Source organism: Amphritea sp., from assembly GCF_050300915.1.
In the GTDB taxonomy this organism is placed as follows: Bacteria; Pseudomonadota; Gammaproteobacteria; order Pseudomonadales; family Balneatricaceae; genus Amphritea.
Window position 1 is genome coordinate 18,813 of the sequence record NZ_JBNKYN010000020.1, and the last position, 15,305, is coordinate 34,117.

Annotated in this window: 13 protein-coding genes; 2 read left to right on the forward strand and 11 right to left on the reverse strand. The window is 50.9% G+C overall.

Features of this window, described 5'->3' with window-relative positions:
• Nucleotides 1–391: 391 nt before the first annotated feature.
• Entirely contained in the window at nt 392–5,185 is a 4,794-nt protein-coding gene (locus ACQY8X_RS07485; RefSeq protein WP_428034524.1) for an NAD-glutamate dehydrogenase, read from the reverse strand.
• Nucleotides 5,186–5,476: 291 nt separating this feature from the next.
• On the opposite strand from ACQY8X_RS07485, the gene ACQY8X_RS07490 reads away from it, so the two are divergent.
• Together ACQY8X_RS07490 and ACQY8X_RS07495 are read left to right on the forward strand one after the other, a co-directional pair.
• Complete coding sequence (locus ACQY8X_RS07490) at nt 5,477–5,938, forward strand: Lrp/AsnC family transcriptional regulator (protein WP_428034559.1); 462 nt, start codon at nt 5,477–5,479, stop codon at nt 5,936–5,938.
• Nucleotides 5,939–5,958: 20 nt separating this feature from the next.
• Entirely contained in the window at nt 5,959–6,834 is an 876-nt protein-coding gene (locus tag ACQY8X_RS07495) for a DMT family transporter (RefSeq protein WP_428034525.1), read from the forward strand.
• A 9-nt stretch (nt 6,835–6,843) separates the two neighbouring features.
• Here the strand turns inward: ACQY8X_RS07495 and ACQY8X_RS07500 are convergent, their stop codons facing one another.
• The 10 genes from ACQY8X_RS07500 to ACQY8X_RS07545 all read right to left on the reverse strand — a co-directional run bounded on the left by ACQY8X_RS07500 (nt 6,844) and on the right by ACQY8X_RS07545 (nt 15,294).
• Nucleotides 6,844–9,006, reverse strand: a complete 2,163-nt coding sequence (locus ACQY8X_RS07500) for a hypothetical protein (RefSeq protein ID WP_428034526.1) — start codon at nt 9,004–9,006, stop codon at nt 6,844–6,846.
• 64 nt (nt 9,007–9,070) lie between these two features.
• Nucleotides 9,071–9,418, reverse strand: a complete 348-nt coding sequence (locus ACQY8X_RS07505; RefSeq protein ID WP_428034527.1) for a hypothetical protein — start codon at nt 9,416–9,418, stop codon at nt 9,071–9,073.
• A gap of 47 nt (nt 9,419–9,465) precedes the next feature.
• A complete protein-coding gene (locus tag ACQY8X_RS07510) occupies nt 9,466–10,041 on the reverse strand; it encodes a PASTA domain-containing protein (RefSeq protein WP_428034528.1) in 576 nt (191 codons plus the stop codon).
• A 17-nt stretch (nt 10,042–10,058) separates the two neighbouring features.
• Entirely contained in the window at nt 10,059–11,339 is a 1,281-nt protein-coding gene (locus tag ACQY8X_RS07515; RefSeq protein WP_428034529.1) for a PASTA domain-containing protein, read from the reverse strand.
• Nucleotides 11,340–11,345: 6 nt separating this feature from the next.
• A complete protein-coding gene (locus ACQY8X_RS07520; protein ID WP_428034530.1) occupies nt 11,346–12,011 on the reverse strand; it encodes a hypothetical protein in 666 nt (221 codons plus the stop codon).
• A gap of 21 nt (nt 12,012–12,032) precedes the next feature.
• Nucleotides 12,033–12,944, reverse strand: coding sequence for a hypothetical protein (locus tag ACQY8X_RS07525; protein WP_428034531.1), 912 nt, complete (start codon nt 12,942–12,944; stop codon nt 12,033–12,035).
• 26 nt (nt 12,945–12,970) lie between these two features.
• On the reverse strand, nt 12,971–13,534 hold the full coding sequence (locus ACQY8X_RS07530) for a hypothetical protein (RefSeq protein ID WP_428034532.1): 564 nt from the start codon (nt 13,532–13,534) through the stop codon (nt 12,971–12,973).
• Between the two features lie 25 nt (nt 13,535–13,559).
• Nucleotides 13,560–14,120, reverse strand: coding sequence for a hypothetical protein (locus ACQY8X_RS07535; protein ID WP_428034533.1), 561 nt, complete (start codon nt 14,118–14,120; stop codon nt 13,560–13,562).
• Between the two features lie 38 nt (nt 14,121–14,158).
• On the reverse strand, nt 14,159–14,647 hold the full coding sequence (locus tag ACQY8X_RS07540; protein WP_428034534.1) for a hypothetical protein: 489 nt from the start codon (nt 14,645–14,647) through the stop codon (nt 14,159–14,161).
• A gap of 14 nt (nt 14,648–14,661) precedes the next feature.
• Nucleotides 14,662–15,294: a hypothetical protein gene (locus tag ACQY8X_RS07545; RefSeq protein ID WP_428034535.1), complete on the reverse strand. Its 633-nt coding sequence runs from the start codon at nt 15,292–15,294 to the stop codon at nt 14,662–14,664.
• Nucleotides 15,295–15,305: the final 11 nt, after the last annotated feature.

The following is a 15,305-nucleotide window of genomic DNA, read 5'->3' on the forward strand; positions in this document are numbered from 1 at the left end:
GGTATTTTTATATGCAACAGAAACAGCGCACTTCAAGCTGCACGAATGCGCTATGCCAGCTCAGAAGTTGACTCAGTGACACTCTGAAACAATGAGTCTGCCTACCGCTACATCAGCACCGATAAACAGGCATGCAAGCGGTATAGCTTACAGAAGAAGAAAAAGTCTTTTTTCCTCTTTAACGGTCAAAAAAAGAAAATCAGCTTATTTAATAAATTAAATTTAGTTATTTCTATATATATGTACACCATCGATAGGAAAACAGACCTTCAGCAATACACATAAAAAAAGCGGGACTGACATACGTCAGGCCCGCTTTCATACCCCGCTGTTTTACAAGAGCAGTTTGTCCGTGCCCATGCTTAGCTTAATACAGCCTTCACAACATCCATTAACTCAGTTCAAGCAGCACACTCAGTGCAACCGAGAAGATAGAGCAGTCAACCAGTTTGGTATTCTGAATATCCCGCAGGGTGTAATGCCAGCGCTCCAGATGCACCGCCCGATCCTTCTGCCAGCACTCAAGACGCTGTTCAACGCTACTGCCCGGCTCTCCGGACTGCAATACTTTCAGCGTCAGCGCCCGGTGCTGATTATCTAACTCAATCCGATAGCTATTTTTCGCCAGAGCCTGCCAGTGATTCACCGCAACAAACTGACGAATCTGCTTATCGAGCCAGATCAGGTTGAGACTGGTACCCACGCCGAAGTAAGTCATCGCAACCTGTTCAACATCTTCGTTGGTTTCGCGGGCAACATCGATCACATCCAGCAGCCAATAGATATTTTCACTGGCAGCACAGAACGCGGATAGCTGACCCGGAACCCCTGCGGTGGCATAGCGCTCATATTTTTCAGCCAGGCGATCCGCCGGTATCACTCTGTGAATCTGCTCATCAGACACCACAACCTGATCAATCGAGGGCTTATACACCTCCAGACAGTTCTGCATATCCAGGCCATCACGATGGTGCCTTAACAACCACTGAGTACCCCGGGCAAGCAGCTGAATCAGATCCCTCATCATTGAGACCTGCAGGTCAGCAGGAACTTTATTATCCAGCTGCTCTATCTGCTTCCACTGCGCTTCAATACCAAAGATTTCACGGGCAACCATGTAGGCTGCCGCGATCTGATCATAACCAACACCGATCGCCGAGCTAAGGTTATTTACAAAGGTGATCCCCATCCGGTTGACCAGATCATTAGCGATCTGGGTTGCGGTAATCTCCCGGTGCAGTCGGTGATTATGCAGTGCCTTAGGAAACTTTTTCAGCAGACGCGCCGGAAAAGCGGTTTCCATCTCTTTGGCAAAGCCTTTATCTTCAGTGATCCAGGAGTTAATCAACGCCTGTTTCAACTCAATCCGGGCATAACAGATCAGCACGGACAACTCAGGCCGGGTCAGCCCCAGCCCTTTTTCGCGACGCTGTATCAGCTGTTTTTCGGTTGGCAGGAATTCGAGTTCCGGATTCAGTTTGCCTTCACGCTCCAGACTCTTGATCAAGCGAATATAGTCATCAAGGGCTTCCTGAGAGAATGCCTCAGCGATATTCAGTGCCTGAGCCTGACGATAGTTGTTTTTCAGCACCAGCTCGGCTACATCATCGGTCATCTCACGTAACAGCTGATTACGCTGTTTCATGGTCATATCCCCCTGACTGACCAGTTCATTCAGCAGAATCTTAATATTCACTTCATGGTCAGAACAGTCAACGCCACCAGCATTATCAATAAAGTCAGTGTTGGACGAGCCACCCTTCAGCGCAAACTCAATCCGTCCCAGCTGAGTAAAGCCCAGGTTACCCCCCTCACCCAGCACTTTGCATCGTAGCTCACAGCCATTCACCCGCAGACCATCATTGGCCTTATCACCCACATCGGCATGGGTTTCCTGGGTTGCTTTCACATAGGTACCGATACCACCGTTCCAGAGCATATCTACTGGCGCTTTGAGCAGCGCATTAATCAGATCGGTGGGCGCCAGACGGTCTGCGGCGATATCAAACCGGGCTTTCATCTGTGGCGAGATATCGATCCATTTGGCTGAACGGTTAAAAATGCCGCCGCCCTGACTAATCAGTTTGCTGTTGTAATCGGCCCAGCTGGAGCGCGGCAGCGCAAACATCCGTTTACGCTCAGCGAATGCACTGGCAACATCCGGATCAGGGTCGATAAAGATATGCATGTGGTTAAACGCTGCCACCAGGCTGATAGTCTCGGACAGCAACATGCCATTACCGAATACGTCACCCGCCATATCACCGATACCGACAACCGTAAACGGCTCTTCCTGGGTGTTGATCCCCTTCTCACGGAAATGAAGCTTAACCGACTCCCATGCGCCACGGGCAGTAATCCCCATACCTTTGTGGTCATAACCCTGACTTCCGCCTGAAGCGAACGCATCGCCGAGCCAGAAGCCATACTCTTCAGAGATGGAGTTGGCGATATCAGAGAAGGTCGCGGTACCTTTATCCGCAGCAACCACCAGGTAAGGGTCATCCTCATCATGGCGCACCACTGATTCAGGGTGAACCACCTCACCGGCCACCAGGTTATCGGTGATATCCAGCAGACCCCGAATATAGGTTTTGTAACACTCAATGCCCTCGGCCTGAATCACTTCACGGTCGGCGGTTTCCGGCATCCGTTTACAGATAAAACAGCCCTTCGCCCCCATTGGCACGATCACCGAGTTTTTCACCTGCTGTGCTTTTACAAGGCCCAGCACTTCGGTACGGTAATCCTCCATCCGGTCGGACCAGCGCAGACCGCCGCGAGCAACTTTACCAACCCGAAGATGCACACCCTCAATTCGCGGCGAATAGATAAACACTTCAAACTTGGGTTTCGGTTGCGGGATATCAGGAATCGACTGGGAATCGATCTTAAATGAGAAGTAGGCTTTATCAACACCGTCCTTCTGCTGATAAAAGTTAGTTCGCAGGGTGGCTTTAATCACCACCATAAAGCGTCTTAATATCTTGTCATCATCGAGACTGTTCACGCCATCCAAAGCAGTGAGAATGCTCTGTTCAATCGCAGCTTCCTGTGCGGCATCCTGTTTACCTGGCTGAAAACGACAGCGGAACAGCTCGACCAGCTGGCGGGCAATCTCGACATTACGCGTCAGCACATCGGCCATAAACGGCTGGGAGAAGCCGAAACGAAGCTGTTTGATGTACCGTCCAAACGCTCGCAGCATGGCCACTTCACGCCAGTTAAGACCACCGGAAATAACCAGACGGTTAAACTCATCACTGTCAGCCTGACCATCCCAGACTTTAGCAAAAGCTTCCTGCAGAATCACTTTAACCTTATCCAGATCAACCACCGCCTGCTGACCATAGCTGACCCGGAAATCACTGATCCAGTACTGTTTGCCATCCCGGTCTGTAACCACATAGGGATGCTCACTGAGTACTTTCAGCCCCAGATTCTCCAGTAACGGAATGACCTCAGAAAGCACCAGCGGATGATCAACACTGAACAGCTTAAACTTAAGAATACCGTCAGACTCTTCAAATGAGCGGTAAAAGCTCATCGCAATCGCATCGGCAGACTGCAGATAAGAGATGTGCTGCAGATCATACACACCGTTGCCGGTAGAAAAGTTCTCTTTATAGGCCGAACTGAAGCCTCCGCTGAAACGGTTGACGAAGCGGCTGCCCTTCTCTTCACCATAGGTTTCGATCAGATTAACATTCAGATCGTCATCCCAGGAACGGGAGATCTCCAGAATCCGGGCCTCAATCGCGGCAAGATCCACCTCAACCTGATGATCCGGATCAGCATAGATAACAAAATGGGTGCGGGACAGAACCGACTCAGAGATCTGTGAATTAGCCTCATAATCCCGCCCGTGCAAACCTTTGTACAGCAGACTTAACACCGAATTACGTAATTTAGTGGTGTACAGGTCACGGGGAATATAATACAGACAGGAATAGAATCGCTTACTGGTATCCTGGCGCACAAACAGACAGGCGCGTCGACGCTCCTGCATATTAAAGATACCGAAGCTGGTCTGTTTCAGGTCGCTGGTTTTCGCCAGAATCAACTCTTCACGGGGCATATCGGTGAGAATCTGCACCAGCGCTTTATGACTGTGGCCACCGGGTTCAAAACCACAATCAGATAGAATACTGATCAGTTTCAGCCGCACCACGGGAATACGTAGCGGGTTAGTGATAAATACGGATGAGGTATACAGACCGTAGAAACGGCACTCGCCACACACCCGTCCCTGTTCATCAAAGCGCTTGATAATTATCAAATCACGGTAAACCGGCCGGTGCACAGTGGAACGCATCACATCCTTGCTGAACATTACCAGTTTCTCAGCCAGCACAAACTGCTGCTCCAGCTGGCTCAGCTCTTTGGTCTCAGGCGTATTACGCTGAGTACCCAGCTGCGAGCCCGGCACCGTGTCAGCAAAAACTTTGCCCTTTTCCTGACGGACAGCAACCTCTTCATACCCCTGAAAGATAAAGTTTTCATCCATTAACCAGTCAAGCAGCTTACGGCTCTCTTTAATCTCCGGGCTGTTGGCATCGCGCAGCCGCAGCTCCTCTTTGAGATCCTGCCCCTTTTCTTTAATAGGCAGAAAATCATCAACAACGGCTTTCACATCACTGAGTACTTTTAACAGACTGTCACGTATGCCATCGAGAGTGGACTGATCTGAATGACGCTCTATCTCCAGGTAGATCAGCGACTCAACCCGTGAGTTTTCATCCCGCTCACGGGCAGATTTAAGACTTTGCAGCTTATGGTTCTGAGTGCGTTCGCAGGCCAGTACACAGTTGTTAATACCGAGTATCGCCAACTCTCGACGATTGAGTTCCATCCTCACGGAGTCAACCAAAAAAGGCACATCAACGTTATGAATCTGAATGACGGTATGTTTGGAGTGCCAGCCATGCTGCTCATGATCAGGGTTGAACACCCTCACGTCCGGGGCAGGCCCCTGGTAGTCCTGCATCAGCTGCCAGTATGACAGCGCCGAAGAACAGAGATACTCCAGTGTACGGCTTTGTAACTCTTCCGGTGCTGCAACACTGAAAAACTTTTGGGTAAACAGTTGCATCGATGCTTGCAAACTACTGTTCACCTGAGCACAAAGCTTTTCACTGAGCAGATCGATAATCTGTGATTTGTTCAGGCCCACTAAATCATGCATTTTGTCTAGACTCCAGATAGCACTCGCTACGCCCGGTATATACCGGATTGTTATTATTCCCTGTATCGGCTCATACAACGTCCCAAAAAACAGAGATGTTGGCGCTGACATCCCGGTCTTTTTCCACCACAGTAATGATAGGATAAAAACCACGATGCATTAGTTAATGACAAAGTATAGGGAAAGTATAGAAGTCTTTTTCACTGTATTTTTGTTTTTTATAGCCGTATCCTTCCCATAAAGATCAAATAAAAACACGAACAACCAGAACTGCGAAATCATATGGATAATTTGGATAAGCTGGATAAACTGGATATGGCGATTCTGCGTGAACTGCAGAAAAATGCCCGTATCACTGTGACAGAACTGGCCTCACGGGTTGGTCTGTCAAAAACCCCCTGCCAGATCCGTATGAAACGTCTGGAAGAACAGGGCTACATTCTCGGCTATATCGCTTTAGTCGATCAGAAGAAGCTGGGAACCAAACATGTCGCTTTCGTTCAGGTAACCCTGAGTGACACCAAAACCAAAGCACTGCTGGCATTCAACACTGCGGTCAGAGAGATCCCGGAGATCGAACAGTGTCATATGATCGCCGCTAATTTTGACTATCTGCTGAAGGTTCGCACGACCGGAATGGAGTCCTACCGTGAAGTGCTGGGAGAGAAGATATCTTCACTGCCCTATGTTACTCAAACCAGCACCTTTGTGGTGATGGAAGATGTTAAGGATATCGAATCCACACTGCTCTGAATGACCGCTGAGAACAGCCCATGAACCGGACATCTCTGATTCTGGCACTCTCTGTGGTGCTGATGTGGTCTACTGTTGCCACTGCATTTAAGCTGACCCTGGCGCTTATCAGCCCATTACAAATGCTCTGGATTGCCGTGGCCACCACCTTTGTCATCCTTTGCGCAGCGACCATCTGGCAGAAAAAAACCGCTCTGGCCCGCCAGTATCTGCGAGAGTCGCCGGGCTATTTTTTACTGCTGGCACTGCTTAACCCAACACTCTACTACCTGATTCTGTTTGCCGCCTATGATCGCTTGCCTGCTCAGCAAGCACAGGCTCTGAACTACACCTGGGCAGTGGTGCTGAGCATTCTGGCGGTACCCTTTCTCGGCCAGAAATTCACCCTTAAAAACCTCATCAGCATCTTGCTGGCATATGGTGGCGTGGTGGTTATCGCCACTCAGGGCAATTTGCTGGCGCTGGATTTCAAAAACCCGCTGGGTGTTGCTCTGGCGCTCAGCAGTTCGCTATTTTTTGCGGGCTACTGGATTCTTAATACCCGCAAACCACAGGACGCAGTCGTCTCTCTGCTGCTCTGTTTCGGTCTGAGTTTACCGATTCTCAGCGTACTGATGCTGCTACAGGGATACCTGACGGCGATCCCCTGGCAGGCGGTTGCTGGCGGCATCTATATCGGCACCTTTGAGATGGGCTTTGCCTTCCTGCTGTGGATGCAAGCGATGCGTATGGCCGATAACACCGCCCAACTGAGTAACCTGGTCTACCTCTCTCCTCCTCTGTCGCTACTGTTGCTGGCAACCATCGCTGACGAACCGGTAATGATTTCGACAATCGTTGGACTGGGCCTGATTATCGGTGGTGTACTGCTGCAACAGCTTAAACGCAGATGCTGAAGCACCCGCTCAGGCAATCAGTGAATCAATCAGCTCCTCCGTCTGCGCCTTTTTCTCCCGATCAGTGATCTGATCCAGACCAAACAGATAGTTCAGTGCCTCTCTTGCACTGCTGCGCAAATCTTTAACTTCAGCGGTGTGATGATAGTGCCTGACGTCTTCAAAATAGCTGTTGAGTCGCGAGTCGTTGCGTAACTGACGAGAGAACAGATCAGCACTGCCAAGATGTTCTACCAGCCCCTCCACCAGCGCCTCGCTATTGGAGTCGGAGGTAAAGAAACTGATGATTGCGCCAACCAGACCGGCAATTAGCGCGGCCACAAACAGTACCGCCGCCAGGGGCGGAACCTCAATGGTTCCCGCTGACATCCACAACATAAATCCAGCCAGACTAAGTACGCCGCTAGCCAGTCCAAAGCTGGCAACAGTCATACCCGCATAATCCCGGGTACGATACTCCTCCGCCAACATCGCACTACTGGAGGCGATGGCCGCCAGAGAACCAATAATTCCTAAAACCCGGGCAGCGGTGGCCGCCCCTGCAGAACCACTGCCGATAACACTCTGCCGCACATATTTAAACCGTTGCAGCGCCTGAATCAGCGAATTGGCAAAACCGGAAAACTGAGCAATAGTATCCCCCCATAAGCGCACCCGGGTGATCATGCTGTCGGTGGTACTGGTTAGTGCACCAACAAAAGCATTGAGAAACAGAATGCCGGTAATCATCGACATAAACAGGCCCCAGCCCGGACTGCTGATCACTTCGGAATTAACAATTCTGCGACTCCAGCCCCTGACACCAAGCACCTCCTCTGGATCAGAGGAGCTGAGGCGGCGGATAAATTCGCCTTTATTAGCATCAGTCAGACCGATCAGCTTAGCGGTTACCTGAACAGTGAGGTCGCGTAAGATCCGGCCCGTAGCTGGGTCCTGGGATGCTATCTGGATCATTCTTGGCATTGCCGCTTCCATTACCACCATCAATAGCGAAGGCGGCCCCGGGAGATTTCCGACGATGGTGGGGACAACGCTGATCTTCGCCGCCACGGTTGCCAGACAAGAGGGGTTGGCAAAGCTACGCCACTCTCCGCTGACAATCATCTCCAATGCGGGTTGCAGGCGGTTAGTGATCAATGCTTCAGCATGATTACTGGTCATGATTACCCGGTAACAGGCTCCCAGCTTGCTGTAAATGCCGTGCATAAAACTGCTGGTAATCAGCGCGTCACTATCACAGGCCTGCGCCAGTAACTCGTTAAGACGGCTGCTTCCCTCCAACATACCATATAAGCTGTCAGTATCCCGACGGATAGCCTGTTGCAGTCTGCTGGCTTCCCGGGTCGGCTCACGCCCCAGTGTTCTATTAGCATGGGCTTTGAGACTATTGAGCTTACTTTGCAGGTTGTCTATTGTACGCTGTTCAGATGTCGAGTAAGCCGACTCAGGAAACACCTCCGCAATATCAATAAACTCCATTAGTAGTTCAAGCGTCCCCAGTTCTTGCTGATAGGGCTGCAGAATACGTCCGAGCCGTTGCTGGCAATCAGCAACCCGGTTTGCTTTTGCCATGGCATCATCCACTTCGGCAGACAGCAGTGAGCTGAGTTGCTGCATATCAGCTGACACCAGAGCGGTACGATTGAGAGCGACCTCCTGTTCTAACGCTTCGGTTCTTGGCAGTATCAGGCGATAGTTTCTGCCTGTGGGCAAACGCCAACGGTGATAGGCGGGAGTGCCTGCAGCGGAATCGCCATTTTTAATCGCCTGTAAGGCGGCAACCTGGTCCTCTACCGAGGTTGCATCACCGCCCACATAACGCCGATAGAGCGATTCTCTGACATGGCCATTAGGCCCCGCATGCCAGTCCAGAATACGATTAAACAGCGTACTGCGCTCAAGATGCAGCACCTGCGCCAGTTCACCGATAGTGGTGCGACCATATTCCTGGCTGTAGCTATCCAGTTCGATGCGCACCAGAGGGTAGTTGAAGTTAGCGATGCGGTAGAGAAACACTCCGGCTATGCGGGTACGCTCATTGCGTTCGGCATTGCGCACATCATCAATCTGCTGGTTGTAGATCTCGGAATAATTTACTGCATCACTGATACAGGCGAACCCTTCACTGACATCAGCACCCGGATTCGTTACTTCACAGACATCGTTGCACATCGGTTTCTCCCCGGACGGTTAAACCATTTCTCTTTTCATCAGAGCCTGAGGTAAAAAGCAGCTTTCAATCGGGCTCATCATCTTCAGACGGATCAGGTGGTGCATCAAAACGGCTGTCTACAGGCGGCATCGGAATGCTCTCTGGGTCGGGCCAGAGAGACTGCAAATCGAGATTCTGCTGCAACCGCTCGCTATTCATCCCCGGCTGCTGATGCAACATTCTCAATGACGAAATCAGACTATTGAAGCCTTGCTGGTTGGGCCTGCTGTTATTAATCAGGCTGACAGAACTCACCCGCCCCAAGCCCCCGGCAATGGGATTTTGCAGACTAAATAACTCACCCGCCGGAGCATTCTGCTGCTGTGAAATTCGCCTTAACAACGATTCGATTCTTTGACCACCACTGCTCATGACAGACTCCTCATAACACACGTCATCAGACGTTGATAAACCAGACCTTATAACGTCACGGTTATCGCTTTGCCTGCGTCAATAAATGCCCCCGCCGTGGGTGTTGTCGACGCGACAACATCACTGTCTTTAGCATTTGCAGGTGAGACCTTAAACTCGATTCCGATTCTCTCCAGTAACTCTTTCGCCTCACCCAGTGGAATACCTGAAAGCAGAGGAACGACCTGCAGGTTGTCGATTTCAAGTGGTGCAGGCACGGGCCTGAAGGTCAGTTTAAGTTTACTGGCGCCCTCTATTTTGAAGTCATACTGATTCTGATAAGAAGCATCGACCGAGGTTCCTCTGATCTCTGTTTTAACCTTCCGATCACTGCCGATCGATTGCTCTACCGTGAGTGCCATACTGATCTCAGCTTCCGCTTCCGGTATCACATACCAGGTGGGCCGATAGCCGATACGGCGCATCTCTTGCAAAATCTCATCATCAAGGCTGTAAATCTGCTTAAGATTCTCAATAGTTTTTGCATCAATGGCATACTGCGCCTGAGCAACACCGATCCCCAACTCAGCAATCATGTCCCCCAGTGGCGTGGCCAGGACTTTTGTAAATGGATTTTCTGCCATAACCGTCTCCTTGATGCTCAGATACCGACAATCAGAATGATCTGAGTATCAGGCTGTAATGAGGTATTCGCTTTAGGATGCTGACTGATAATCTGACCGGCGGAGAACGAGTCTTTATCGGTCAGTTGCTGTTCATACCAGTACAACTGATCTTGAAGTCCATCCAGTTTGCGCCCAGCCAGCTGTCGGGTATACCCGGTAACATCAGGCATTTTAAGATCAACGGCCACACTCTCAGAACTCTCCCCCGTATCCGTCAAATCAATATCAAAACGGAGATTACCAAAGCAGTTTGAAGGGATACGGGCCAGATCATCCGCCGTTTCAAACAGCATCAGATCTGTTTGGTTAGCGGCGGCAATAACCTTGAGATCAACACTGGCCTTACTGATTCGGTATCCCCCCTGTTGCGCCAGTTTAGTGCTGGCCCGGGATATCGCTTCGGATGTAGAAAAGATAAGATCTTCGCTCTTAACTGTTGTTGATTTGATAGGCACAGCAATCCCTCCGCTGCTAACCAGACCTTCGAGCTCACCGATGCGATTATCTTTTAATTTCAACTGACTTTTCAGGTCTGCAACCAGGTTTTTCTGTATGTTCAGGGCTTCAACTGTCGGCCTTTTATTCAGTTCAACTTCAAGTAGTTTGCGCTGCTGCTCTTTCACCTCCAGCTGGCGACTGATCTCTCCGAGTTGTCCATTCCCCCGTTCTAACAGCGTTATTCGATCATCCCTGGCTTTAATCTGTGACTTTAAGCTGCTCACCTCAGACTTCTCAGCATTCAGCATCTGCAGCGTTGGCCGGCTTTGCAACTCTGTCTCTAATGTTTTACGCGCCAGCTCTTTACTCTTCAGCTGTTCCGAAAGTGTTTTAGTTTCATTCGTGAGCTGGAGATTTTTTCTTTCTAATAACTTCAGTTTGTTTGTGTCAGCAGTACTGACAGCATCACTCCCGGCAGTGATCACCGGAATAGTATGCAGCGTGGTAGTCGCCAGCGTCAGCACCGGCTCAGCACTCAGCTTGACGATGCCAAAATCGATGCTGGCCTGGCTGTAAGATTTCGGAGTATTACTGGCGTTGACCCACTTATTATTCAGCTTTACCTTTAACAGAACTCTGGGCAGAAAGCCGCTGAATACAGTATTCGTCGCCAGACTCAACGCACCGTTTGCACCACTGCGCCCCGATGCAATCATCTTAGTAGCACCACTCAGGGTATAAAAAAACACCTGCGCATCGGTGCTGGCTAACGCTTTATCATTACTATCCCGTAATACGGCTTTGATATTAGTCGCCATCACTCATCATCCTTGCTCAAAGCGGTATAAAAGTGTCTGAGTCTGACCAAACAGGTCGGCAATCAGTGCGATAATCTGCCCTTCCGGTTCCTGATTTGCGATGATCAGACCCGCAGAGGCGACACTCTCCTGGTTCAGTATCAAAGAAGCCTGCTCCAGTCGGGTTGAGGGTTTCAATGGGGTTTTATTGAGACGTTCAGACAGTTCGCGATCAATGTTCAACTCCACCGTCGCCCCCTGCACTGACCTTCCCGGCGCCGCAATTACAGCAACATTCACCTGAGCTTTACGGGCGGCCTTCTTCTCGACACTAAGGCTTAACCGTACCTGTGACACAGTTGCATCCAGCGGTGTTGCAACAAACACCCCTTTGATAATACTGGTGGCAGAACTGCTGCTCTGATGCTGTGATGCTTTCACCGGCAAGAACTGCACCCGGGACTTTTTCTGTAATGGCAAACGCCCACCAGACCCGGATGATGCTGGAGTCTCTGCCGCTGTCATCTGCAGCTTGAGCTCAAACTCCAGCCGGGGAATGTGATAAACCATGCTTTGCTGGCCCACCGCATTCATCACCGGATATCGGTTCAACCGGCTTTGAGCCCTGCTTAGCCCATCCGCCAGGTTAATCAGAAAATCATCCAGATTTTGCCCTTTCGCTACATCATCCATTCAAATCTCTCCAGGTTCTGATCAACTGAAAAATTGCATTCTTTCCTGTTTCGCAGCCTTTCTTCTCTCTTCAGACCGCAGCGCTTGCCGTTGACGGGAGGATTCAGCCTGACGCTCTTCACGCTTCGCCTCGGTACGACGAATAAGCTCGTCAAGCATATCGTCCTGCTGCCCCGCTTGCAGACGTGCTTCTATACGAGCACTTTCCTGTCTCAGCCGCTGTCGCTCTCGCAGCTCCTGCCATCTCTGCTGCTCCTGCCGTTGTGCCTGACTGAGTTGTTGCAGCCGTTGCCTTTTACCGAGATCCCGTTCAATTGCCTGTTGTTTCTCCTGACGCTGGTGCAACATACGGCTTAGAATCTGTTGTTGACGCTGATAGTTATGCTCCATCTGTCGTTGCAGCTCTTTTAGCCTGATCTGCGCCTTATGCCGCAGCTCTCGCTGCTTTTCCAACTCCAGTCGATTCAGGCGCTGCTGCAACTGCAATGCCTGACTTTTTTTCTGTCTTAACTTTTCATGCCGGGCCAACTCTGCTTCCGCCAATCCCCGCTCAAGCTGCAGGCGGGATAGCTGTCTTAGATTGAGCTGCTGTCTGACCTGGCTGCGGTATTGCTCCCGGCGCTGAGCTTTGTGTTTATCTGCCAGTCGGGATTCAGCCGTATGCTGAGGCATAGGAAAACGCTGTTCATTCCAGTCCGGCACCGGAGCGCTTCCTGTCAACTCATCCAGCTGTTGCTCCAGCATCCGCTGACGATTGACCAGCTGCTTTAATTCGTCCGGAACATCGTCCATCTCCAGCAGGTCGGTTAAGGAACGCTGCCGGGGCGCTCCAGATGCCCCGTTATCCTTCCAGAATAGCTCTGGCGACGGTTGACCCTCAGCCGGTTCGTCTGCTGCTTCGAGAGAGGTCCAGTCAAGATACTCAGTTGCCATCGGACTATTCCCTAAAAATACAGCTATCAGCCATCCGCAGCTGCAGGCTTATTCCGTTCGACAATCGCTCGGATCCGCTCCTCCAGCACCGCGGGGGCCGGGGTGGGTAAGATCTTAGTTCTCATCAGACTGGAGCCTTCGGCGCTGTAGTTAAACTTATTGGCATAGCGAGCGCTGACCGAGGTTGTTCTGGCCCGCGCCATCCCCATCCCCAAGAAGCCACCGGCCATTGCGCTGATGGTTTTCGTGGAGGACTTGCGTTCAAACTCCGAACTCTGAGTGAAACTGATCGAGACCTTTATCTCAATCAGCGACTCAGTAAACTGATAGAAGGTTGGGGTGAACCCAAGCTCAATCAGTGACATCTCCTCGCCATCAAACTTAACCAGCGATTTCTTGGTGACGGTGGTTATCTCGCCGGTAATCGGATCAACTTCTGGCACCTCATACTCGCCGCCCATCATCTGGGCCAGTCTGAGACTGGTTTCATCCATCGCATACTGCGCTTCTGCAATCGCAAGCCCCATGCTGGTGATCATCTCGCCAAAGGGGACATCGCTCAGTTCACGTCCGATACTTGGTCTGGCCATAATTGCTCTCCTTCAGATTGCGTGATTAACCATCAGCTTCTTCATCCGTCTCAAACAGGTCTCTTACCCGCTCTTCAAAAATGGCGGGTGGTGGAATAGGCACCAGATTGCAACGCAACAGACTCGCCCCTTCTGCGCTATAACTGTATTTACTGGAGTAAGTTGCATCCACGGTGGTGGTTCTCAGCTTTGAGCTGCCACCAAAAAAACCACCAAAAGCGGGCTTACTGCGACTGGTTCCTGTGGTTTTGGTATTGCGTGTATAAGAGCTTTCACGAACAATTTTAATCGCGATTTTGACTTCGATAATATTGTTGGTGAACTGATAAAAAGTTGGCGAAAAGCCCAGCTCCAACATACTGACCTTCTGCGCTTTGTTATCCTCATCCGTACCAAAATAGACCCGGGTATCTTCGGTGCCAGTGACCGCGCCGGCCTCATTCAGAATCGGCACCCGCCCTCCCATCATCTGGGCAACACGAATACTGGCCTCATCCAGTTCATACTGGGCATCTGCAATCGCAAATGCCATCTCTCTGATCATCTCCCCCATTGGGACATTGAGTAGTTCCTGACCGATCGACATAGCTCTCTCCTTGCTAACCTGTAGCGGTTAGATCATCTTTATTCGGTATCAGTGGGCTGAGCAGCCTGCTGCCTGCTGGCGATCCAGTTCTGAAAGGCATTAGGCGGTGGAATTGACGAGATCCGCGCAGTAATAGAACTGCTGGCCTCGGACGAAAAACTGTATTTATTGCTGAACTCGGCGCTCACGGTTGCCGCAAACATCACAAAATAATACGCACCGCCAACGGTGGCTGAGGTGCCAAATTTTGTTTCGGTTGTGGTCGATGTTGACAGTGACACTCTGATATCAATGGTGGCTTCATTGAAATGATAAAACACCGGGGCAAACCCCAGCGATATCAAAGAAACCTTCTCGCCATCGCCGATATCGACACCGTGCTCTTGCGCATCGCCCAACTGCATCGCCATGCGGATCGAATTGTTGTCCAGCTCCCTCTGGGCAGAGGCGATTGCTGTACCTAACTGTGTCAGAAGTCCCGGAAGCGGGGACTTTTCCAGCGAGGCCATCACTTTGCTATTGGACATAGATCAATCCTCTATCAACCTGGATCTGCCGGGGTTGGATCTGCCGGATCAGCGGGATCTGCCGGTGCCGGATCGGCAGGGTCTGCAGGTGCAGGCTCAACTGGATCTGGCGTTGGTGCCGGGCCATCAGGCGCAGTGATTGATCCCCCACCCGAGGCGGCATGGTTACGGATAGCATCAAGAAACGCCTGAGGGGGCGGAACCGATTTCATGGTGGTTTTTATCCGTGAAACTGCCTCCATATCGAACTCATATTTATGATGCAGATCGAAGGAGATAGTCCCGGCGAATGCCACGGGTAAGCCCGCACTTTCGGTAGAACCCAGCCCCGCTTCAACACCAAAATCTATCCCCGACTCCACCCGTACAGAGATGGTCACCTTAAACTCCATCTCGGTTTCTTTGAAATGATAAAACTGAGGGATAAAGCCTAATTCCAGCAAGCTGCGTTCGCGGGAAGTGCCATCAACATCATTAAAACTGATCCGGGTTTCACTCAGCATCGTCGCTGCACGTACAGAGGTGGAATCCAGCTCATACTGGGCGGCGGCGATCGCCTTGGCGGTGTTTTCTATTAGCTTGGGGATGGGCACATCCATCAGTGCCTGCCCCGGCGTCATTCCGGCTACCTGATTATCAAAATTCATCTCCCTGACCT